This window comes from Labrys methylaminiphilus subsp. lupini (genome assembly GCF_051161885.1).
GTDB lineage: Bacteria > Pseudomonadota > Alphaproteobacteria > Rhizobiales > Labraceae > Labrys.
Window position 1 is genome coordinate 462,016 of the sequence record NZ_JBMDIH010000002.1, and the last position, 23,091, is coordinate 485,106.

General features: G+C 61.0%; 16 protein-coding genes and 3 pseudogenes. 15 read left to right on the top strand and 4 right to left on the bottom strand.

Features of this window, described 5'->3' with window-relative positions; all coding sequences use genetic code 11:
* Window positions 1-3 precede the first annotated feature (3 nt).
* The 8 genes from ACN6KF_RS27810 to ACN6KF_RS27845 all read left to right on the top strand — a co-directional run bounded on the left by ACN6KF_RS27810 (window position 4) and on the right by ACN6KF_RS27845 (window position 9,906).
* A complete protein-coding gene (locus ACN6KF_RS27810) occupies window positions 4-672 on the top strand; it encodes an amino acid ABC transporter permease (RefSeq protein WP_434960145.1) in 669 nt (222 codons plus the stop codon).
* A gap of 9 nt (window positions 673-681) precedes the next feature.
* The gene (locus ACN6KF_RS27815; protein ID WP_434960146.1) at window positions 682-1,332 is read left to right on the top strand and encodes an amino acid ABC transporter permease; all 651 of its coding nucleotides are present in this window, start codon (window positions 682-684) and stop codon (window positions 1,330-1,332) included.
* A 35-nt stretch (window positions 1,333-1,367) separates the two neighbouring features.
* The gene (locus ACN6KF_RS27820; protein ID WP_434960147.1) at window positions 1,368-2,210 is read left to right on the top strand and encodes a transporter substrate-binding domain-containing protein; all 843 of its coding nucleotides are present in this window, start codon (window positions 1,368-1,370) and stop codon (window positions 2,208-2,210) included.
* Window positions 2,211-2,381: 171 nt separating this feature from the next.
* Entirely contained in the window at window positions 2,382-4,472 is a 2,091-nt protein-coding gene (locus tag ACN6KF_RS27825) for a hydantoinase/oxoprolinase family protein (RefSeq protein ID WP_434960148.1), read from the top strand.
* A gap of 14 nt (window positions 4,473-4,486) precedes the next feature.
* On the top strand, window positions 4,487-6,124 hold the full coding sequence (locus tag ACN6KF_RS27830; RefSeq protein WP_434961322.1) for a hydantoinase B/oxoprolinase family protein: 1,638 nt from the start codon (window positions 4,487-4,489) through the stop codon (window positions 6,122-6,124).
* Between the two features lie 69 nt (window positions 6,125-6,193).
* Entirely contained in the window at window positions 6,194-7,399 is a 1,206-nt protein-coding gene (locus ACN6KF_RS27835) for a pyridoxal phosphate-dependent aminotransferase (RefSeq protein ID WP_434961323.1), read from the top strand.
* 74 nt (window positions 7,400-7,473) lie between these two features.
* Window positions 7,474-8,379: a 5-dehydro-4-deoxyglucarate dehydratase gene (kdgD, locus tag ACN6KF_RS27840; protein ID WP_434960149.1), complete on the top strand. Its 906-nt coding sequence runs from the start codon at window positions 7,474-7,476 to the stop codon at window positions 8,377-8,379.
* 90 nt (window positions 8,380-8,469) lie between these two features.
* Window positions 8,470-9,906, top strand: coding sequence for an aldehyde dehydrogenase family protein (locus ACN6KF_RS27845; RefSeq protein ID WP_434960150.1), 1,437 nt, complete (start codon window positions 8,470-8,472; stop codon window positions 9,904-9,906).
* A 60-nt stretch (window positions 9,907-9,966) separates the two neighbouring features.
* On the opposite strand, the pseudogene ACN6KF_RS27850 reads toward ACN6KF_RS27845, so the two are convergent.
* The 3 genes and pseudogenes from ACN6KF_RS27850 to ACN6KF_RS27860 all read right to left on the bottom strand — a co-directional run.
* Window positions 9,967-10,833: pseudogene (locus tag ACN6KF_RS27850) on the bottom strand (S1/P1 nuclease); the annotation flags it as partial.
* Between the two features lie 182 nt (window positions 10,834-11,015).
* Window positions 11,016-11,489 (bottom strand): thermonuclease family protein, encoded by a 474-nt coding sequence (locus ACN6KF_RS27855; protein ID WP_434960151.1) that lies wholly within the window; start codon window positions 11,487-11,489, stop codon window positions 11,016-11,018.
* 219 nt (window positions 11,490-11,708) lie between these two features.
* Window positions 11,709-12,257, bottom strand: a complete 549-nt coding sequence (locus ACN6KF_RS27860; RefSeq protein ID WP_434960152.1) for a cytochrome b — start codon at window positions 12,255-12,257, stop codon at window positions 11,709-11,711.
* A 233-nt stretch (window positions 12,258-12,490) separates the two neighbouring features.
* Between ACN6KF_RS27860 and ACN6KF_RS27865 the strand changes: the two genes are divergently transcribed.
* The 3 genes from ACN6KF_RS27865 to dnaE are packed head-to-tail and all read left to right on the top strand — an operon-like array spanning window position 12,491 to window position 16,807.
* Entirely contained in the window at window positions 12,491-13,252 is a 762-nt protein-coding gene (locus tag ACN6KF_RS27865) for an ImuA family protein (protein ID WP_434961324.1), read from the top strand.
* On the top strand, window positions 13,167-14,690 hold the full coding sequence (locus ACN6KF_RS27870; protein WP_434960153.1) for a DUF6504 family protein: 1,524 nt from the start codon (window positions 13,167-13,169) through the stop codon (window positions 14,688-14,690). Before ACN6KF_RS27865 ends, ACN6KF_RS27870 begins: the two co-directional genes overlap by 86 nt.
* The gene (gene dnaE / locus ACN6KF_RS27875) at window positions 14,687-16,807 is read left to right on the top strand and encodes a DNA polymerase III subunit alpha (RefSeq protein WP_434960154.1); all 2,121 of its coding nucleotides are present in this window, start codon (window positions 14,687-14,689) and stop codon (window positions 16,805-16,807) included. The genes ACN6KF_RS27870 and dnaE overlap by 4 nt, the downstream gene beginning before the upstream one ends.
* Here the strand turns inward: dnaE and ACN6KF_RS27880 are convergent.
* Window positions 16,728-16,952: pseudogene (locus tag ACN6KF_RS27880) on the bottom strand (SOS response-associated peptidase); the annotation flags it as partial. The gene dnaE and the pseudogene ACN6KF_RS27880 sit on opposite strands and share 80 nt — an antisense overlap.
* A 58-nt stretch (window positions 16,953-17,010) precedes the next feature.
* Here ACN6KF_RS27880 and ACN6KF_RS27885 point away from each other — a divergent pair.
* The 4 genes and pseudogenes from ACN6KF_RS27885 (at window position 17,011) to ACN6KF_RS27900 (ending at window position 23,029) form a co-directional block, all read left to right on the top strand.
* A pseudogene (locus ACN6KF_RS27885) lies at window positions 17,011-17,513 on the top strand (SOS response-associated peptidase family protein).
* A 385-nt stretch (window positions 17,514-17,898) separates the two neighbouring features.
* The gene (locus tag ACN6KF_RS27890; RefSeq protein WP_434961325.1) at window positions 17,899-19,146 is read left to right on the top strand and encodes a PDDEXK nuclease domain-containing protein; all 1,248 of its coding nucleotides are present in this window, start codon (window positions 17,899-17,901) and stop codon (window positions 19,144-19,146) included.
* A gap of 392 nt (window positions 19,147-19,538) precedes the next feature.
* Entirely contained in the window at window positions 19,539-20,735 is a 1,197-nt protein-coding gene (locus ACN6KF_RS27895; protein WP_434960155.1) for a DUF932 domain-containing protein, read from the top strand.
* Window positions 20,736-20,908: 173 nt separating this feature from the next.
* Window positions 20,909-23,029: a ParB/RepB/Spo0J family partition protein gene (locus tag ACN6KF_RS27900; RefSeq protein WP_434960156.1), complete on the top strand. Its 2,121-nt coding sequence runs from the start codon at window positions 20,909-20,911 to the stop codon at window positions 23,027-23,029.
* Window positions 23,030-23,091: the final 62 nt, after the last annotated feature.

Below are 23,091 nucleotides of genomic sequence, written 5' to 3' on the forward strand. Positions count from 1 at the left end.
GGGATGCACTATACCTTCGATTTCGCTCCGGTTTTTGCCGCCTGGCCCTTGTTTGTGGAGGGCGCCATCCAGACATTGCGGATGTCGGCGATCTCCATGGTCGCGGGCCTGGCGCTTGGCATCATCTTCATGCTGATGCGCATGAGCAGGCTCACCCCACTCCGGCTGCTGGCAATCTGCTACATCGAACTGATCCGCAACACGCCCTTTCTCGTCCAGGTGTTCTTCATCTATTTCGGCATGCCGTCTCTCGGCGTGCGTTTGGGCGGCGAGGAGGCTGCGGTCCTGGCCATGACGCTCAATTGTGCGGCCTATGCGGCCGAGATCGTCCGGGGCGGCGTGCAGGCGATCCGACCAGGCCAAATCGAGGCGGGCAGAGCATTGGGCCTTCATACCCTCGATATCTATCGCTTCATCGTGTTTCGTCCTGCAATCCGTGCGGTCTATCCGGCCCTGTGCAGCCAGTTCATCCTGATGATGCTGAACTCGAGCCTGGTCGCTTCGGTGTCGGCCGAAGAACTGACCTATGTTGCTCAGACGCTTGATGCGCAGACCTTTCGCAGTTTTGAGATCTATTTTGTGCTCGGGGCGATCTATCTCTTGCTGTCGCAGTTCTTCGCCGTCGCCCTCCGGCTCGTCGGCAAAACCTACTTCTCTTATCCGGCAAAGTGAGGTGTGGCGATGATCCGCGAATTTGGTTTCGGCGAGTTTGCGTTTCTGCTTGAAGGGGCTCGCTGGACGATCATCCTGTCTTTGCTCGCCTTTGTCTGCGGAGGCGCCCTTGGCCTTGCGGTTGCTTTGTGCCGCACCGCAAAATGGACGATGCTGCGCGGGCTGACGGCCGCCTATATCCAAATCTTCCAGGGCACGCCGCTGCTGGTTCAGCTCTTCTTCGTCTATTTTGGTCTGCCGCTCCTTGGCATGAAAGTCGACATCTGGATCGCGTTGACGATCGGTCTGTCGCTGCATGCCAGCGCGTTCCTGGGCGAAATCTGGCGCGGCAGTATCCAAGCCGTTCCCTCGGGCCAGAGTGAGGCTGCTCGCGCTCTTGGCATCGGCTATTTCCACCGGATGGTCGACGTCGTCTTGCCGCAGGCGTTTCGCATCGGCCTTCCCGCAACCATTGGTTTTCTCGTCAACCTGATCAAGGGCACCGCCCTGGCGGCGCTGCTGGGTCTGACCGAGCTTACTCGTTCGGGCCAGTTGATGGCGAACATCACCTTTCAGCCCCTGCAAGTCTATGGAGCAGTCGGGCTGGTATACTTCTTCATCTGCCTGCCCCTGACCTATTTCGGCGCAAGTGTCGAACGGCGCCTCAATGCCGCTCGATAACAAAGAACGCATGATAATCAACCAGAGGTAACCACATGTTCAATTCGGCATTGTTGACTTTGCGCACCAAGATCGTATCGGGGTTCACGGCAATTTTGCTGGCGACCACTTTGACGACCCCTGCACAGGCGATCAGCCCGGAGGAGATCAAGGCCAAGGGCACGGCAACCATCGGGGTTCAGATGGACCAGTTTCCCTGGGGCTTCATCGACCAGAATGGCCAAAGCAACGGCTTTGATATCGAAGTCGCAAAGCTCATCGCCCAGGAACTGGGCGTGGAGGTCAGGTTCGAGCGCATCACCGGCCAGAACCGTATTCCTCTCCTGGCCAACGGCAATGTCGATTTCCTCGTGCCCTCGATGACGATCACGAAAGAGCGTGCCAAGGTGATCCAGTATGTCATTCCCTATTCTTCAAATGACATTACAGTCTGGGCAAAGAAAGATGCCAAAATCAAAGGTAACGAGGATCTAGGAAACTATGTCATCGGCGTAAATCGCGGCAGCGTATTTGAACCGGTCTTGGCCAAGGCTGCGCCGCCCAATACCGAAATCAAGCGTTTCGATGATGATGCGACGACCGTCCAAGCATTGCTCTCAGGCCAAGTCGACGCGATCTTAGGCAGTGTAACCTATGGTCTGGTGATCACCAAGACGGGCCATGGCGCCGATTATGAGCGCAAGTACAAGGTTGCGGATAACTTCCAGGGCATGGCTGTGCGCAAGGGTGACCAGGAAATGCTCGCCTTCCTGACGGATTTCGTGACCCGCCACAGCGCCGACGGCACCCTGGATGCACTCTACAAGAAATGGATCGGTGTAGACCGCGCCAAACTCCCCACCGCGTTGCCGGACATCGACTTTACCGGCAAGCAATAACGTTCGAGCCCTGCGCGAGCGTTCCAGCCGCCGCATAGGGCCACCAAAACACCAACGACCAAAAGACCTGTGGCTCCCGCTTGATCAAACAGGCGGGGGACGGGCACCGCATGTCCAAAACACGCCCGCACGCGGCGCAACAGCAGCTTGATTACGGAGCATCGTAAGTAAATGGCGAAAGATGGGGAACAAATCAGGGTCGGCGTCGATATCGGCGGTACCTTCACCGACGTCGCGATGGAGGTCGGCGGCACCCTCCATTCGGTCAAAGTGCTGACCGACTATTCCTTTCCTGAAAATGCGATCGTCAAAGCGATCCGCGAGGTTGCCGACGTCGCGGGGGTGAACCTTGCCGCCATCGATACGATTATCCACGGCACGACGCTCGCCACCAACGCCCTGATCGAGCGTCGCGGCGCGAAAACGGCCTTCATCACCACCAAGGGATTTCGTGACGTCATCGAAATGCGCACCGAAAGCCGTTTCGAACAATATGATCTCGACATCGTGCTGCCGGCACCCTTGGTCGCCCGCAATGAGCGCTTTGTCTTGGACGAGCGTGTTGGTGCGGACGGATCCGTGCTCAGGGCTCTCGATATCGCTGAAGCCGATGCCTTGTGTGACCGTATCATTGCCGATGGTTATGAGAGCGTCGCGATCGGTTTCATCCATTCGTATCTGAACGGCCATCACGAGAAGATCGTGCGCGAGCGCCTGCTGGCCAGGAAGCCCGACATCTCCGTGTCGATCTCGTCCGAAGTCTCGCCCCAGATGCGTGAATTTCAGCGCTTCAACACGGTTTGCGCCAATGCCTTCGTCAAGCCGCTGATGGCGTCCTATCTGAACCGCCTGGTTGGACGATTGAGGGAGGAGGGCACCTGCTGCCCGGTTTTCATGATCCATTCTGGCGGCGGGATCATCAGTATCGAAAGCGCGGTCGAATTTCCGGTTCGCCTGTTGGAGTCCGGTCCTGCCGGCGGCGCGATCTTCGCCGCGCATATCGCCAGCCGTTATGGCCTGGACAAGGTGCTGTCCTATGACATGGGGGGTACGACGGCCAAGATCTGCCTGATCGAAAACAAGACGCCGAGGACATCCAAGACCTTCGAAGTCGCCCGCACCTATCGTTTCAAGAAGGGGAGCGGCATGCCGATCTCCATTCCGGTCATCGAAATGGTCGAGATCGGTGCCGGCGGGGGGTCGATTGCAACCGTCGACAGCATGCGCCAGATCCGTGTCGGGCCCCATAGTGCAGGGTCGGAGCCAGGTCCGGCTTGCTATGGCCGCGGCGGGGCAAGCCCAACCGTCACCGATGCTGACCTCGTTCTGGGGCGTCTTGATGCCGGTGAGTTCGCCGGCGGCGCCATGAGGCTCGATCGCTCAGCCTCCGATCGGGCCCTGAACAACGATGTTGCTGATAGGCTGGGCACAGATGTTACCGCCGCCGCCTATGGTTTGAGCGAAGTCGTCGACGAGAACATGAGCAATGCCGCCCGCATGCATGCGGTGGAGAACGGCAAGGAGCTCTCCGAGTTCACCATGATCGCCTTCGGCGGCGCGGCGCCGATCCATGCTGCCCGGCTTTGCGAGAAACTCGGCATTTCGCAGCTGTTGATCCCGCCGGGCGCGGGCGTCGGCTCGGCCATCGGCTTCTTGCGGGCACCATTCGGCTTTGAGTCCGTTCGCAGCGCCTATAGCAGGCTTAGCCGCTTTGAGGCTGAAGCCATCAACGCCACGATCGCAGATCTGATTGCGGAAGCAACATCCTTCGTGCGCGCCGGTGTGCCGGATGCCGATCCCGATCTCGAATGCACAGCTTATATGCGCTATGTCGGGCAGGGCTGGGAAGTGCCGGTCGCCATCTCAGTTCGCGACTACGCCGACGCCGATGGCGCCCTGTTCCGAAAACTATTTGACGAACGATATGAGAGCTTCTTCGGCCGCCTCATCGATGGCCTCGATGTTGAGATCGTCGGCTGGTCGCTGCGAGCAACCTCCAAGACGGTGTCACCGCAGAAGATCGGCAGGACCGAAAAGGCCGCTGACGCAACGGTGCGTGGCACTCGCGCTATCTTCGACGTGCAGCAAGGCAGCTTTCAAACGGCTGCGATCATTTCGCGCCATGACATGAAGCCGGGAGATTGGGCCGCAGGCCCCGCGGTGATCACCGAACGCGAGACGTCCACCATCGTTGCCGCAAGCCGCGAAGTCATCATGCAGGCCGATGGCTGCCTGCTCGTGCGTCTCAAGCAAGACGCTTGAACGGAGGAATATCCATGAAGGCCAATGCACTTTCCAACGTCCGCATGCAGATCATGTGGAACCGGCTGATTTCCGTGGTCGAAGAACAGGCTGTCACACTCATCCGCACAGCGTTCAGCACCAGCGTGCGTGAATCGGGCGATCTTTCTGCTGGCGTGTTCAACCGCAGTGGCAAGATGATTGCCCAGGCCGTGACCGGCACGCCCGGCCATGTCAACGCCATGGCCGAAGCCGTGGGCCACTTCATCCGTGACATTGGTTCGGAGAGTATTTTCGAAGGCGACGTCTACATCACCAACGATCCTTGGAAGGGCACCGGCCACTTGCACGACTTCACCGTCGTATCGCCGAGCTTTCGTGAAGGTGCCCTTGTCGGATATTTCGCCTGCACGGCGCATGTGGTGGATGTCGGCGGCCGCGGCTTCGGCCCCGATGCCAATGAGGTCTACGAAGAAGGCATCTTCGTTCCGATCATGAAGTTTGCCGAGCGAGGCGTGGTCAACAAGGATCTCGTGAACATCCTGCGCAACAATGTGCGCGAGAGCCACCAGGTGGTTGGCGACGTCTATTCGCTGGCGGCCTGCAACGAGATTGGCCATCGCCGACTGATGGACATGATGGATGAGTTCGAGCTCGCCGATCTGGAGACGCTTGCCGAATTCATCTTCAAGCGCAGTTATGATGCCACGCTGGAACGGCTGGCGGCTCTGCCCAAGGGTTCCTATTCCAATGTGATGCGCGTCGATGGCTATGGCTCGCCGATCGATATCGCCGTTCGTCTCGATGTTGCCGAAGACCATATACTCGCCGACTTTCAGGGCACCTCGCCGCCAAGTCCAAAAGGCATCAACTGCCCGCTGATCTATTCGGCCGCCTATGCGTGCTATGGCCTGAAATGCTCGATTGCTCCGGAAATCCCCAACAACCATGCATCGCTGCTGCCATTCCGTGTCACGGCACCCGAAGATTGCATCCTGAACGCACAGCATCCGGCCCCCGTCTCGGTTCGACATGTGTTAGGCCACCTCGTTCCGGATGCGGTGCTGGGCGCCGTCCACAAGATGCTACCCGGCAGAGTACCGGCGGAGGGAGCGGGCGCGCTGTGGAACCTCCATGTCAGTGTAAGGCCACTAACGGGCGAGGAAGCGCCCGCAGATGGCGGACAGCGCGCCGAGGTCCTGCTCTTCAATAGTGGCGGTGCAGGGGCTCGGTCTCGTCTCGATGGCTTGAATGCGACCGCTTTTCCCAGCGGTGTTCATTCAATGTCGATTGAAGCCACGGAGCATGTCGGGCCGGTGATCTTCTGGCGCAAGGAATTGCGAGACGGCTCCGGTGGCGCGGGACAGTTTCGTGGTGGGCTCGGTCAAATCGTGGAGATCTCGCCGACCGAAGGTCACGAAATGCACTTCAACGCAATGTTCGATCGCATCGAGCATCCCGCTCGTGGCCGCGATGGCGGTGAAAGCGGCGCGCCCGGCGCGGTATTGCTCGATGACGGCACCCGCCTCGCCTCCAAGGGACGGCAACATGTACCGGCAGGCCGCCGGCTCATCCTCCAGCTTCCAGGCGGCGGTGGATATGGTCCCGCGGACAAGCGTGACTCTTCTGCTTCGCAGCGCGATCGAGATTTTGACTACGTCTCAGTGAAGTGACCCTCCATGACGCCGGGCACGGCGAAAGCCTTTTCGGCATTACTGATCAAACAGTCCAAGGAGATTGAGATGGCGATCGAGAACAAGCGCGCCGCAGGCATCAAATCCTCGCCCAGCATGGCGATTGCGATGGCCGCCAGGAAACTTGCAGCGCACGGCCGCGACATCATCGACCTCTCACTGGGTGAACCGGATTTCGAGCCACCGCCTCATGTAGCCGAAGCGGCATGTGCGGCCATCCGAAAAGGCCGCGTGCGCTATGGCGCGGCCGCCGGCACGGAGGAGCTTCGCCAGGCGGTCGTCGATAAGTTCAGGAGAGAGAACCAACTGGACTACGGCCTCGAAGAGGTGATGGTTGCGAACGGAGCAAAGCAGATCCTCTTCGATGTCTTTCTGGCGACGCTCGAGCCCGGTGACGAGGTCATTATTCCAACCCCTTGCTGGGTATCTTATGGCGACATCGTTGCCTTGCATGGCGGCACGCCCGTTTATGTGACGTGTGGGCGGGAAATCGGCTTCAAGATAACGCCGGAGAAGCTGGAAGCATCGATCACGCCGAAAACGCGCTGGCTGATGCTCAATTCGCCATCCAATCCAACAGGCGCGATCTATTCGCAGGAAGAATATCGAGCGCTTGGGCAGGTGCTCGCCCGCCATTGCCAGATTCTGGTGATCTCCGACGAGATCTACGAGCACATTTTGTTGACGGATGTTGCCTTCATTTCTTTCGCCAAGGCCTGCGCTGGGTTGCGCCATCGAACCTTGATCGTCAACGGGGTTTCCAAGGCCTATGCCATGACCGGCTGGCGGGTGGGTTATGCGGCAGGGCCAAAAGCCCTGATCGCGGCCCTCAACAAGATGCAGTCGCAAAGCGTCACCTCCGTTTCAACGGTGGCGCAGGCGGCCGCCCTCGCCGCGCTGACAGGCGATCAGAGCTTTGTCGGCAATGCCGCAGCGATATTCACCGCACGCTCAAAGATCATGGCCGATAACCTGGCTGGTATCGATGGGATCGATTTCACGCCGCCTGAAGGGGCCTTCTATGCCTTCGTCGGCATCGAGAGGCTGCTTGGCCGGAAGACCGCGGCAGGCGAAGTGATCACGGACGACACGGTGTTTGCTTCTCACCTGCTGAATGAATTCGGTCTGTCTGGCGTTCCCGGCGTGGCGTTCGGTACGCCTGGATTCATCCGACTGTCGATCGCGGCGTCAGACCGCGAACTTGAAGGTGCCTGTGAGCGCCTCGCTGCCATGGTGCACTCGCTCGGGCTCTAACGACATGCACCCATTCAAAGTTCAACGAGAGAGCGGTGCTCTTTCGGTGCTTTCTCCAGACAAGGACTATACTTATGAAGACTGAAGAATTGAAGCATGTGTTGGGAGCGGGCCTGCTTTCCTTTCCTGTGACGCATTTTCATGCCGATGGCAATTTCAACGCCAAGAGTTACGCGGAGCATGTTGCCTGGCTTTCGGGTTTCGAAGCCGCAACGCTGTTTGCCGCCGGCGGCACTGGCGAATTCTTCTCGCTGACCCCGCAAGAGATTCCCGAGATCGTTCGCGTAGCCAAGGATGCCGCCGGAAATACACCGATCGTTTCGGGATGCGGCTATGGGACCGAAATCGCCGTATCGATCGCCAGGTCGGTGGAAAAGGTCGGAGCGGATGGCATTTTGCTTTTGCCGCACTACCTCATCGACGCGCCGCAAGAAGGTCTGTACCGACATATCAAAGCCGTGTGTCAGTCGACCGGTTTGGGGGTGATGGTCTACAATCGCGACAATTCGGTCCTCCAGGCCGATACATTGGCTCGGCTTTGCGACGAGTGTCCGAATCTCGTCGGCTTCAAGGACGGCACGGGGGACATCGGCCTCGTACGTCAAATCACGGCCAAGATAGGCGAGCGGCTGACTTATCTAGGCGGAATGCCGACCGCAGAACTGTTTGCGGAAGCCTATCTTGGCGCGGGCTTCACGACCTATTCTTCCGCCGTGTTCAATTTCGTTCCCGGCCTTGCGATCGAATTCTACAAGTCTTTGCGCGCCGGCGAGCGGGCCAAGTGCGAAGCGTTCCTGAATGACTTTTTCTACCCCTTCATGGCTATTCGTAATCGCTCCAAAGGCTACGCCGTTGCTGCGATTAAAGCCGGCGTGCGTCTGCAGGGCTTTGATGCGGGCTCCGTTCGCCCCCCTCTAACGGATCTCACCGCAGAGGAAACGGGCATGATGGAGGCTCTTATCGGGCCGCATAGACGATAGAGACGAGGAAAAGGGACTACCTCCAGCCTGCTGGTGGTGGTCCCTCACTGTTCGCTCCCACTCGCCGAACGAGCAATTCGAGTATCTGTAATGACCCTCCATCAGAATATGATAGCCGGCGAATGGGTCGGCAGCGCCGCGGTCAAGAACATCAACCCTTCGGATATCGATGATGTGATTGGCGAGTATGCCCAAGCCTCCACCGAGGACACAAGAGCAGCGATCGAGGCGGCAAAGGCTGCTTTTCCAACCTGGTCACGCTCCGGCATTCTTGAGCGTCATGCGATCTTGAGGAAAAGTGCCGACGAAATTCTCGCCCGCAAGGACGAACTCGGTCGGCTGCTGTCCCGTGAAGAGGGTAAGACTCTTGCCGAGGGCATCGGCGAGACAGTGCGCGCGGCCCAGATCTTCGACTTCTTCGCCGGCGAATGCCTGCGACTTGCCGGCGAAGTGCTGCCCTCCGTTCGTCTGGACATCAGCATCGAGATCACTCGCGAGCCCGCCGGGGTCGTCGGCATCATAACGCCATGGAATTTTCCGATCGCCATTCCCGCCTGGAAGATCGCTCCGGCTCTATGCTACGGCAACACCGTCGTCTTCAAGCCGGCTGAACTCGTGCCAGGCAGTGCGTGGGCCCTCGCCGACATTCTTGTCCGCGCCGGCTTGCCCAAGGGCGTGCTGAATCTGGTCATGGGAAAGGGCTCCGTCGTCGGCCAGACCATGCTCGACAGTCCGGATATCGACGCAATCACATTTACCGGCTCGACAGGCACGGGAAAACGCGTCGCGGCGGCCTCTATCGGGCATAGCCGCAAGTTCCAGCTCGAAATGGGCGGCAAAAACCCCTTTGTCGTGCTCGATGATGCAGATTTTACCGTCGCCGTCGAAGCGGCGGCGAATTCTGCCTTCTTCTCAACCGGCCAACGCTGCACGGCGTCCTCGCGCATCATCGTGACGGAAGGCATTCACGACAGGTTCGTGGCTGCGGTCGGCGAGCGCCTCGCGAGCCTTGTCGTCGACGATGCGTTGAAAGCCGGCACGCATATCGGGCCGGTCGTCGATGCGGCGCAGCTCGAGCAGGACATGGGCTATATCGAGATCGGACAAAAAGAAGGCGCGAAACTTGCGTTCGGCGGCGAGCGCCTGACGCGCGATAGGCTTGGCTTCTATCTACAGCCGGCGCTCTTCACCGAGGCGACGAACCAGATGCGTATCGCTCGTGAGGAGATTTTTGGTCCCGTTGCCGCCGTCATTCGTGTCAGGGATTATGAGGAGGCTCTGGCCGTCGCCAACGACACGCCGTTCGGCCTTTCTTCCGGCATCGCTACGACGAGCCTCAAACATGCCGCGCATTTCAAGCGCAATGCGGAAGCCGGCATGGTGATGGTGAACCTGCCTACCGCGGGCGTCGACTTCCACGTACCCTTCGGTGGCCGCAAGAGTTCTTCTTACGGTTCGCGTGAGCAGGGAAAATATGCCGCCGAATTCTTCACCACCGTGAAAACGACCTATGTGATGGGCGGATAGACATGAATACTTACCTGAAGCGTTAGATACGTTGGTGCCCCGAGCATCCGTGCTCTCTCCCTATTTCAGCGCCTCGTTGAGGATCTCTGCCAGTCGCGCGCCGGCGAGGGCAGCCCGGGCGCGAGCGATGGTGCGGGCGCGGGTCTCATATTCACGCGTAAGCATCACCGGATTGGCCCCGGTCGAAACCGGCGGCGCGTAGGCGTAGTTTTCCGCAATCGCCTTGCTTTCCGAGGCCCAAGCCTCGGGATCGAGGACTTTCAGGTCCTCGCCGCTCACATCGAGCGAAGCAATCCCTTCCTTGCCTCCCGCATCGAACACTGCGCCAAAGGCGGAGGAATAACCGCCGAACATCCGATCCCAATAGGCGTGCAGTGAGATGACCTCGCCCGTCGCGGGGATCACAGTTTCTTCATTACCGCCTCGATCGCCTGCCGGCAGTTCACGCGTATACCGAGCCGTGGCATGCAGGGGCTGATGAAGATCGCCGACGATGTGGAGCATCCAAACCAGATCATAGGATCTGACATCATCAGAAGCCCCCGACGAGGTGGGGAGGGCAGCGATCATTTTCTTGAGCTGGGTGACAGCATCAACCTTGTTCTGCTCCCCCGGGATGGTGCCGTCGGGTGAAAAAGCGATGTCCTTGTAATGCCAGTAATCGTGCTGATTGCGGTCGGCATAACCGATGTTCTGGCCGGCCGTGGGCGAGTTTGGATCATCGCGCGTATAGCCCGATCCCTTCATCTTGATATCGTCAGCCCAGCTTGCGGCGTGAACGAACGCATACATTCTGGCGGTCGTTTCGTCTGGCGCGCCGGCAATCCATTTCTGATAGCTGGGATTGAGGCGCAGCAGCTGATCCGCCTTTTCTTTCGGACCGTCTTTCAGCCGTTGATACGCAACATAGGCCACCTGCATATGTCCTCCATCCCACCATGCCTAGGCTGTCGATAGAGGGGCAGTGAGTGAAAAGGATAAAAGTGCGACAATAGCCGGCTTGCGCATCGCATCGCTCCCACCTGGGTGAACGGTTGCTGCCATAGTGTCAGCATCGATGTGAAGTGACTGTGACGGGCCTCGGAGAGGGACAAGCGTGACCCCTTGGGCTAATCGCTTCCCGGAGCGGCGTCTGGCCCACACCAATAGAGCTGTCGCTCCTCACGCGCGGCACGGCTGGCTTTCCATGGCCGGGCCAGATCTTCGCGGACGAGTTGCATGCCGGCGTTGAGTCCCGACGGACTACCGACCCGTAAAGCGGCCAAGGTACGCCCATAGATGTCTCGACGCCCGCTGCGCTCGACATAGATGACCTTGCCCCGGATGAGTTGCACCAGTCTTGCCTTGGCCTTGAGGCCTTGCTCCAGCCCTTCCTTGCAGTCAGGGTGAAACACTTCGGGCGCGTCGATGTCGGGAAACCGGACGCGTTCCGAACAGCCTCGGCCAGGCATTTTGCATGGCAACGCGACAGTATCGCCATCCAAAACGATGATGCGGTCGCCCTCGACGGCCTCATAGGTGGCAGCGCGAGCTGGCGAGAGGAGCGGGAGGAGGGCAAAGGCGACGCACAGAACGGATTTCATTCTTCCTCTTAGCAGCAAGTCTTGGGCGGTTTCGAGATCGATACCTGTCGGCTGCGTGTCTTGTGCAACGCTTTGGCATTGCCGCCGGACCTTCCTCGCCGTTCCGGGCCTTTCATCATCATTCGAAGCTCTGTTGTCGAACCGTTCTCTCCAAACCACGTCCTGTGATTGAAAGAGTCTGTCGCTTGCAGATCTCTGGCTCCGATAGCGAAGATGCGGCTATTTGATCGCCCGGGGTGTGAGCATGCGGCTCAGCACGGCATCCCTCCTGTAGAATTGATGCCAGCAAACCGCCGCGAGATGGAGTCCCACCATCGCATACAGCACCCACGCTCCATGATCGTGCAGCCATTCGCCGGCCGATGCTATCGCTGAATCATGCCCCAACAATCGCGGCCACTGAAACAGGCCGAACCACGGCAAGGAGTAGCCGCCGGCAGCCGAGAACATGTAGCCGGTGACCGGCATGAACACCATGAGACCGTAGAGGGTCCAGTGCGCGGCATGCGCGGCAAGACGCGCTGCAGGATTTTCGCTTTCAGGCGAGGTGTGTACCGGCCAGATCAATCGAAAGATAAGGCGCGGCAGCAGCAGCAAGGCTGCGGTGAATCCCAGCGACTTGTGAATCTCCAATATGAATATTCGAATGGGCGTGCCGGCCTCGAGGAAGGACGCCCAAAGGCCGAATCCGAGTGCGACAAGAATGATGGCCGCCATGGCCCAATGGAAAAAACGCTGCGGGCGTGAATAGCTTTTGATCGATTGCATCCGTTCCTCAGATCGTTCGTCAACGTTCCAGGTCTCGCCTCCCAGCGCCCCGCGTTTAGCGCCCTCTCACGACCGAACTTGGGCAAGCCCATGCAGGGGGACCGCGCCCTACCCTCTGGAAGAACGAGCACTGCGTACTTGCCTCGAGGGAGCGGGTGGAATCTTCCTTGACTCTCTCGCTGGAAAATCAGAACAAATAGTGAACATTATGGTGAAGCTATTTTTGGAGGTTGATAGGGAGCTTGCGATCCGAGGCGGCCATAGCGTCCTTGCGTGGGCAGATCGAACAGATCGAGGGCACGGGGCGACGCGCACGATCGGTTCTCCCGTTCGGGATCGCCGAGGTTGATGCACGGCTTCCAGGCGGAGGGCTGGCACGCGGTGCGCTTCATGAGGTGGCTGGCGGTGGCAACGGTGCGGTCGATGGTGCGGCCGCTGCCCTGTTCGCCGCAGGCATCGCCGCGCGCACAAGCGGCAAGGTTTTGTGGTGCATCACACGGCCGGACCTCTTCGCGCCGGCGCTCGCCCAGGCCGGCCTCGCACCGGACCGGGTGATCTATGTCGAGGCTGGCGACGACAAGACGGTGCTCGCTTGCATGGAGGAGGGCCTTCGCCATGGCGGTCTCGGCGCTGCCGTCGCCGAAGTCGCCCGCTTGTCGATGACCGCCTCGCGCCGGCTTCAGCTTTGTTCGGAAGGAACCGGGGCGATCGGCATCGCGCTTCGGCGTTGGCGGCGGCATGCGGACACTGCCGATTTTGGCCAACCGACCGCCGCGATGACGCGTTGGCGAATTTCGGTTTTGCCGTCGCAAACGCTGCCTGTTCCCGGTGTCGGCCGGCATCGCTGGCTCGTGGAACTGATCCGTGCCCGTGCGGGCGAAAGTGCCGATTTCGAATTGGAGGCATGCGATGTCACGGGTTGTCTCGCTCTTCCTGCCGACCTGGTCCACCGACAGGCTGCGGCGCAAGGCTGGCGAGGCGGCGCCTCCGCCTGAGGCGCCGCTCGTCCTGATCGGCCGGGAAGGAAGCCGGCGCATCGTGGTGGCCGCGGACGCTGCTGCCCAGGCCGCCGGTCTTCACGTCGGCATGCCCGCAGCCAAAGCGCAGGTTCTCGTTCCCGGCCTGATCGTCGGGGATGCCGACCCCGTCGAGGATGCGGCTGCCCTGGACCGCCTGGCGCTGTGGGCATTGCAACGCTTCGCCCCGATCGTCGCTGCCGATCCTCCCGATGGCATCGTCATCGATACGACCGGTGCCCACCATCTCCACGGCGGCGAGCAGGCCATGCTCGATATGCTGATCGATCGGCTCGCCAAATCAGGCGTGAGAGCATGCGCCGCCGTCGCGGATAGCTGGGGTGCGGCTCACGCCCTGGCGCGCTTTGCGGCGAGGCCGAGCATCGTCGCGCCACCGGGGCATGGCGGGCCCGTCTTGATGGCCTTGCCGCTGGAAGCGCTTCGATTGCCGCCAGCGACGTCGACTGACCTGCGCGTGCTGGGTTTCAAGTGCATCGGCGATCTCCTCGCGCAGCCGCGCGCTCCGCTCCTGCTTCGTTTCGGGCCGGAGCTTGCGCGCCGTCTCGACCAGGCGCTGGGAGCGTTGGCCGAGCCGATCGACCCGGTGCGCTCGCCCGATCTGATCGAGGTGCGTCGGGCATTTCCCGAGCCGATCGGCGCTGCCGAGACCATCGCGCGCTATGTCGGCAAACTCGTCGACAAGCTCTGCGCCGCGCTCGAGGAGAAGGGGAGGGGCGCGCGACGTCTCGACCTCCTCTGCCATCGTGTCGATAGCCGCATTGCAGCCATACGGGTCGGCATGGCGCAGCCGGTGCGTGACGCAAAACGCCTGACCCGCCTGTTGTGCGACAAGATCGAGACGATCGATCCGGGCTTCGGGATCGAGGTCATGACGCTCGGTGCGACCATTGCCGAGCCGCTGGAGCGCAAGCAGGTGACCAGCAGCCTGATTGAAGCTGTCACGCCGGATGTTTCCGATCTGGTCGACACGCTCGCCAACCGCGTCGGCGAACGCGCCATCTATCGGGCGGCACCCGTTCCCAGCGACGTGCCGGAGCGCTCGGTGTGCCGGATAGCGGCGATGGCGCCCGACACGGGCGCGACCTGGCCAGGCCACTGGCCGCGGCCCTCGCGTCTGCTGGTTCGTCCCGAACCGATCGACACCGTGGCGCTCCTGCCGGATCATCCGCCGGTCTCCTTCATCTGGCGCGGCGTGCGCCGGCGCGTCAAGCGCGCCGACGGGCCCGAGCGCGTCTTCGGCGAATGGTGGAAGCGCGAGGCAGAACTCGTGGCGGTGCGCGATTATTTCCGGGTCGAGGACGAGGCCGGTGAGCGCTACTGGCTCTATCGCGCCGGCGATGGCGAGGATACCGCCACCGGCTCGCAGCGCTGGTATCTTCACGGGGTGTTCGGATGAGCGCCCGTTATACCGAGCTTCAGGTCACCAGCCATTTCAGCTTCCTGCGCGGTGCGTCGTCCGCGGACGAACTGTTTGCCCGCGCCGCCTGCCTCGGCATCGAGGCGCTGGCCGTCGTCGACCGCAATTCGCTGGCGGGGATCGTTCGAGCCCGCGAGGCGGCCAGGGCGACGGGCGTGTGCTTGATCGTCGGCTGCCGGCTCGATCTTGCCGATGGCCAGTCTTTCCTTGTCTATCCGACCGATCGCCCGGCTTATGCGCGACTATGCCGGCTTCTCTCGCTCGGCAAGAAACGGGCGGGCAAGGCCAAGTGCGACCTTCATTGGGACGATCTGGTCACGTATGGCGACGGCCTTGTCGCCGTGCTCTTGCCGGATGTCGCCGATGCCGAATGTGGCCTGCGCCTGCGCCGCCTGCGTGAGGCCTTTGGTGATCGGGCCTATATAGCGCTCACCTTGCGGCGCCGGCCCAACGACCAACTGCGGCTGCACGATCTTTCAAATCTGGCTGCGCAGATGCGCGTGCCGACCGTGGTCACCAATGACGTGCTCTTCCACGAACCCGGTCGGCGCGTTCTGCAGGATGTCGTGACCGCAATCCGCCACAATGTCACGATCGACGAATTGGGCGAGCGTCGCGAACGCCATGCCGACCGCTATCTCAAACCTCCCGAAGAAATGCATCGTCTGTTCGCCCGCTACCCGCAAGCCCTGGCCAGGACGCGGGAGATCGCGGAGCGCTGCCGCTTTTCGCTGGACGAACTTGCCTATCAATATCCCGAGGAGAGGGACGATCCCTCGCTGACGCCGCAACAGACGCTGGAGAAGCTGACTTGGGAAGGCGCCGAGCGGCGCTATCCCGAGGGGCTACCGGACAGCGTCCGCGCGACCCTCCTGCACGAATTGCGGCTGATCGAAAAGCTTGGCTATGCGCCTTACTTCCTGACGGTCAATTCGATCGTCCGGTTCGCGCGCTCACAGGACATCCTGTGCCAGGGCAGGGGATCGGCGGCGAACTCGGCCGTGTGTTTCGTGCTCGGTATCACCTCGATCGATCCCGGCCGCAACAATTTGCTGTTCGAGCGTTTCGTCTCCGAGGAGCGCCGCGAACCACCCGATATCGACGTGGATTTCGAGCATGAACGGCGGGAGATCGTGATGCAATGGGTGCTCGATAGCTATGGCCGCGATCATGCCGCCCTATGCTCGACCGTCATCCGCTACCGTACCAAGGGAGCATTGCGCGACGTCGGCAAGGCGCTCGGCCTGCCGGAGGATTTGATCAAGACGCTGTCAGGCATGGTCTGGGGCTGGTCGGAGGAGGGCGTCACCGAAGGCGAGGTCGAACAGCTCAATCTGAATAGCGCCGATCGACGGCTGAGGCTGACACTGGATCTCGCCCGTCAGCTTCAGGGCGCCCCCCGCCATCTGTCGCAACATCCCGGTGGGTTTGTCCTCACCCACGATCGGCTGGACGATCTGGTGCCGATCGAGCCCGCCGCCATGGCGGATCGCCAGGTCATCGAATGGGACAAGGACGATATTGATGCGTTGCACTTCATGAAGGTCGATGTGCTCGCGCTGGGGATGCTGACCTGCATGAAGCGCGGTCTCAATCTCCTGGCCGAGCGCAAGGGCATCGCGCTCGACCTTGCGTCCATCCCGGCTGAAGATCCGCGCACCTACGCCATGATCCGCAAGGCGGACACGCTCGGCACCTTCCAGATCGAGTCCCGCGCGCAGATGTCGATGCTGCCGCGTCTCAAGCCCCGGACCTTTTACGATCTTGTCGTCCAGGTTGCGATCGTCCGGCCCGGGCCGATCCAGGGCGACATGGTTCATCCCTATCTGCGGCGACGCGATGGCATCGAGCCCGTCCATAATCCCAAGCCCGAGCTCGAAAAGGTGTTGGGCAAGACGCTTGGCGTGCCGCTGTTTCAGGAGCAGGCAATGCGGGTTGCGATCGAGTGCGCTGGCTTCACGCCCGGCGAGGCCGATCTGCTGCGCAAATCCATGGCGACCTTCAAGCACACAGGCGGGGTTTCTTGTTGCTCCCCGGCCAGCTCCATCGGCGGTTCACCAGATCGCCTTCGCCGCGCATGTCCGGAACGCTTTTGACGATCGGGGCGACATTGGTGATCTTGATGTCCTCCCGAGCCTCGAAGTTCGGACGCCCCTCCGAAAAACGGATCTTGATCTTGAGGTCCGCGAAATCCTCCATGACCGATGCGAGATCGACCAGCAAGCGGTAGTCATTGCACATCCACCCTCCCATACCCGCGCCATTGTCAAGCGAGCGTGTTCCTGTTATGTTCTTGGGCATCATGAGCGCAGCGGCTTTCGATTCAGCCACGTCGCTCGACGATCGCCGCGTCATCATAAGACGAGATGGCCGCGGTGTTGAGATGGTCGAGCGACCCTGGGGCTTGCAGCCGCTTGAAGTGGGCGGGCGGGCCTTTACGCTCCTTCGCTCAGAGGGGCGCAGTTTCCCGAGCTTCCGCTGCCTGGTGCCGGCTTCCGAAACCGCGTGAACGGCAAGCCTTATCGCTACCGGCTTGCCGATGGCGACTGGTTCTATTTTGCGGGCATTTGGCGCCCAGCAACCCGCGACTGGCCGGAATCCTACGCAATTCTGACGATTGCGGCCAATGATGACATCGCGCTGTATCAGGATCGTCAGATGGCGGTGTTGCGTCGGGAAGAGCGGATCGCATGGCTCGACCTGACGCGGCGAGAAGCCGAGCTGCTGCGGCCTTTGCCAAAAGGGACTTTTCGTGTCGAGCGCTATCGGGAAGAGCCGGGGCAGGCCGCATTGGCGCTTTGAGTTCTGACCATTGCGATGGATGAACTGGATACGTATACGGCAAATCGGAATGCCTGAAGGGATAGAAGACGCCTTTATATGTTCGGTGGGTTATCCTTGCTTTTCCTCGACCGATTCTGGTTGCGGAACAGGAGAAAACAGTATGCCAGGCATGATCGACATCGTGATCCTTCATGCTTTCGCATGCACCCGGACAAGCCGAAACCGAGAAAACCTGTCCGATGGCGACAGGTTCGCCAGTGGCCACCTCCTTTCCAAGTCATCGCCTAAGCGCAGGGAGATGGCAGAGTGAGCCGCAGTGTCTAAATCTCCAACCCCTCGCGTCGGAAGTGGCGGATCGGCCGCCGAGATCGATGCTCGCAGCTATTCCGCCTTCGTCGGCGATTTGAAGCAGAAGATCGCCGCGGCAAGACACAGGGCCGGCCTTTCGGTCAATCGCGAACTGATCGTTCTTTATTGGAGCATAGGTCGCGACATTCTGGGGCGGCAGGAACGCGAGGGCTGGGGCACCAAGGTCATCGAGCGCCTGGCCGAGGACCTCGGCCGGGCCTTCCCTGAGATGACGGGACTATCGGCGAGAAATCTGAAATATATGCGCACCTTCGCCGAAGCCTGGCCGGACGGTGAATTTGTGCAACAGGTTGTTGCACTACTGCCATGGGGCCATAACCTGCGCCTCCTCGACGCGGTCAGGGCACCCGAGACGCGCGCCTGGTATGCCCGACAGGCGATCGAACATGGCTGGAGCCGGAATGTCCTCTCTCACCAGATCGACAGCAATCTTTTCGCTCGTCAAGGCAGTGCGCTGACCAATTTCTCGCACACCCTGCCGGCTGAGCAATCCGAGCTGGCGCAGCAGATCCTCAAAGACCCTTATGCGTTCGACTTTCTCTCGCTCGGCCCTCAGATGCAGGAGCGGGATCTGGAACGCGGGCTTATCGAGCATCTGCGCTTGCTCATCCTCGAACTCGGCAAGGGCTTTGCATTCGTCGGCAGTCAGTATCATCTCGAGGTTGGCGGCCAGGACTATTATCTCGACCTGCTCTTCTATCACCTCCGCTTGCGCTGTTTCGTGGTGATCGAATTGAAGATCGAGGATTTCAAGCCCGAATTTGCGGGTAAGATGAACTTCTATTTGTCCGCCGTCGATGACCAACTGCGCCACCAGGATGACAAACCCTCCATCGGCATCATTCTTTGCAAGGGACGCAACGAGGTGATCGTGGAATATGCGCTGCGCGATTCCAGCAAACCCATGGGCGTTGCCCAATATCTGCTTTCTCAGGCTTTGCCGCCTCAGCTTCAAGGAGATCTTCCGACGGCCGAAGAGTTTGCACGCGAGTTCCCGTTGATGTCGGTGGTCAAGCTTCGCATCGAAATCGAACGTGCGCTCCGTGACCTCGTCGCATCCAGAGGCATCGCGGTAAGCCAACCGGTCGGTATCATGACCATGTTGCAAGACCTGCAGCGCCATGGTCGTACGCCCGCTGGCACTGACCAGATGCTCGACGCTCTGCGCGTCATAAATGAAGCCTCGCATGGTGCTGATATCGATCCAGTCGCCGCGACGCAGGTCCTCGATATTGGCAGGGCATTCCTCGCCGAACTCAGGGCTTCGAACGCCAACGACTGAGGTGTTTGGGGCTGCCGCAACAGTGCCATGTCGGCCGATCTCTCGCCACACACAAAGTAGCGATAGCCGCCTACGTCAGGGCCAAGGCGCCAGCAAGTCTTCGGTGGGCAATCACCCATAAAGCCTGCCGCCAGATCGCCGTGCACATGGCGGCAATCATCAGCCGCGGTGCTCGTACGGCCATCTCGCCTTTCATGATTTCGTTGAACGTCTCTCGGAAATCGCTCTGTCTTGAAGGCGGGCCGCATAAAGCGGGATCAGGTTTGGCCCGGCCGGCGCGGGTTCGGGGCTCGGTACGGCGCTCCCGTGAGAGTGAGAGGGTGGACGGAATTTCCGCGACGGGTTGAAGGCTGGGAGAGAAGCTTCCGGTGCCCGTCATGGAGATTGGTCTCATGACCCAGGTTGGAACACAGGCTGGCGGTCGCGCTCCGAGTGGTGGCTACAGGGTGGATGCGAGCCGCGGCGAGCGCATCGGGCGGGTTTCCTCGGAATGGTTTTCGCGCCCGGCGGATGAGCGATATCTATCGCTCGCAGAACTGGCCCGCTCCGTCCGCGATCGGTCTGAGCGCAGTCGCACCCGTGTTGTGGAGAGTGCGCTGATCCATGTCGAGGCCAGCCGCGATGATCCCGGGCGGCTGTCACTGATCCTGCCGGATTCGGATGCGCCCGTCGCCCCCACGCATTGGAGCTTCGGTCAGCTTGCGAGCCAGGTCGGGGCGCCGGCCACCTATCTACGTCAGCTTCCGGCCGCTCTTGCGGGCATCAATTTACAGTATGGTCTGGCCTCCCACCGGGCCGAGCAGATCAAGACGCTGGAAACCGACAATGGCCGGCTCGAACTGCGGGCCGTGACTGGCCCGGACTATGGGCGCATCTATGATCATGAACTGGTCGAAGCCGTGCAGCGCATTGCCGGCAACGGGACCAGCGACACCCGCTGGAAGGTACCCGGTGTGCTCGATTGGTCGACGGGCATCTACAATCCGCGTGTCGACATTACCAAGGACACGACCACGCTCTATGCCTCCGATCGTGACGTCTTTCTCTTCCTGGTCGATGATCTCAACCCCATCGAGGCCGGCACATTGCCGGACGGATCGCCGGATCTCTATTTTCGCGGATTTTACTGCTGGAACTCCGAGGTCGGGGCAAAGACACTTGGGATGGCAAGTTTCTATCTCAGGGCCGTCTGCCAGAACCGCAATCTGTGGGGCGTCGAGGATTTCGAGGAAATCACCATCCGCCATTCCAAATATGCCGCTTCGCGTTTTGCTCACGAGGCCGCACCGGCACTGCTGAACTTCGCCAATTCCTCACCCATGCCTTTCGTCAACGGCATCAAGGCGGCGCGCGAGCGGATCGTCGCAAGATCCGATGAGGACCGCTCGGAGTTTCTGCGCAAGCGCGGTTTCTCCAAGGCCGAGACCGTCAGGATCATCGAGACGGTGCTGGCAGAGGAGGGGCGCCCGCCCGAAACGATCTTTGACTTTGTGGCCGGCATTACCGCCATTGCGCGCAACAGACCCCACCAGGATGCCCGGCTCGAACTCGAGTGCAAGGCCAAAAAGCTGCTCGACCGAGCACGCTGAGGGTTCGGCTGGAGCGGTGCCCGCGGTATTCTGGGGCCGGCCCTGCGTCTGGCGCCTTCCCGTTTCGGTTGTCCTGTGGCGCTGCCCTCCAGAGTTCGAGGGCGGCGCTTGGTTTCGTGACGGGTTTGATGCCGCAGAGATGGTCTCTTGGCGCCCGTCGCGGAGTGAACATCATGGCGAATGCCGTTCAGAAGATCACACTGTCGTCGTCGCGCGACATTCCCTTCAACAAGCTGGTGCTCAGCCAGGCCAATGTCCGGCGCGTCAAGGCTGGCGTCTCGATCGAGGAACTGGCGGAATCCATCGTTCGCCGTGGCTTGATCCAGAGCCTGCATGTGCGGCCGGTGCTCAATGCTGAGGGGGTGGAGACCGACATGTTCGAGGTCCCCGCCGGCGGCCGCCGCTACCGGGCCCTGGAGTTGCTGATCAGGCAGAAGCGCCTTGCAAGGGCTGCGCCAGTGCCCTGCGTGGTCTCGGACGCGGAAAGCGGCATCCTGGTTGACGAGGTCTCGCTTGCCGAGAATATCGAGAGGGCTCCGCTGCACCCCCTCGACCAGTTCCGGGCCTTCCTCGCCATGCGCGATAAGGGCATGACCGAGGAGGCGATCGCCGCCGCCTTCTTCGTGCCGGTGCAGGTGGTCAAACAGCGCCTGCGCCTGGCAGCGGTTTCGCCGGTATTGCTCGAGGTCTATGCCGAGGATGGCATGACGCTGGAGATGTTGATGGCCTTTACGGTCTGCCAAGATTATGAGCGCCAGCAACAGGTCTGGGACGCCATCCGCAACAGCTGGCAGAAGGATCCCTATCATATCCGGCGTCTGCTGACCGAGACCACGGTACGCGCCTGTGACAAGCGGGCGGTGTTCGTCGGCATCGAGCAGTATGAAGCGGCCGGCGGCATCGTGTTGCGCGATCTGTTCCAGTCCGACGACGGCGGCTGGCTGCAGGATGTCGGCCTGCTCGACCGGCTGGTGACGGAAAAGCTCAAGGCCGCGGCCGACGAGATTGCGGGGGAAGGCTGGAAGTGGGTCGAGGCTGCGGTGAACATGCCCTATGGCGCCAGCCATGGATTGCGCGAACTTGTCGGCACGATCATCGACCTGACCGACGAGGATCGGATGGCACGCGATGCCCTGCAGGCCGAATACGACCAACTGTCGGACGAGCATGACGGCATCGAGGAGCTGCCGGATGCGGTTGATCGGCGCTTCGGTGCGTTGGAGGCGGCGATGGAGGCCCTCGACAAGCGGCCTGTTTCTTTTGAGCCTGCAGAGATCGCTATCGCCGGCGCTTTTGTCAGCATCAATGCCGATGGATCCCTTTTGGTCGACCGTGGCTATATTCGCCCCGAGGATGAAGTGCCGGTCACGGGAGGAGAGGGGGATGCGAACGAAGCCGATGGCGACGCCGACGATCCGGTTGCGCACGCCATTCGACGTTCCGTCATTACCATCGGCGGACAACCGGCCTCGGTTGACGAGGAGGAAGAGGATGATGGCATCAAGGCGTTGCCCGAACGCCTCCTCATCGAACTGACCGCCCATCGCACCCTGGCGCTACGCGATGCCGTGGCGCAGAATCCGCAGGTCGCCACGACCATGCTGCTGCACAAGCTCGTCCGCGATACCTTTCAGCACAAGTCTGGGACAGGTTGCCTGGAGGTCTCTATCCGGCATGTCTTCTTTCCTGGCCAGGCCGACGACCTCAGCGACAGCCCCTCGGCCAAGGCCGTCGCCGAACGCCATCAGGGCTGGATGCAGGAGATTCCTGATGATGACGAGGCGCTGTGGGATTGGCTCGCCGGGCTCGACGAGGCCAGCCGCATGGCCGTGCTAGCCCATTGCGTCAGCTATGGGGTAAATGCCCTTCATGAGAAGCCCAACCCGTATGGTGGCAGCGGCGTCAGCGAGCAAGGCCTCAAGCTTCGTCTTGCCCAGGCCGACCGGCTGGCGCGGGCGACCGGGCTCGACATGGCGGAGGCCGGCTGGCAGCCGACGGCCAGCCATTATCTCGGCCGCGTCACCAAGGCCCGCATCCTGCAGGCCGTCACGGAAGGGAAAGGTCAAGCCGCCGCCGACCGGATCGCCCATCTCAAGAAAGGCGAGATGGCGAGTGAAGCCGAGACGCTGCTCGTCGATACAGGCTGGCTGCCCGAACCGCTGCGCTTGCCGGTCATCGAAACGGGCGGCGAGGAAACGGCGGCGAAAGACGGCATAACGGCCATGGGCATCGAGGACGCCATCGACGACAGTGATGAGGCGATCGGCGCACCTCACGCGGTCGCAGCAGCCTAACCCGTACTCCCACGACTTGGCTCACCTGGCCCGCTGGCTTTGCCGGCGGGCCTTTTTCTTGA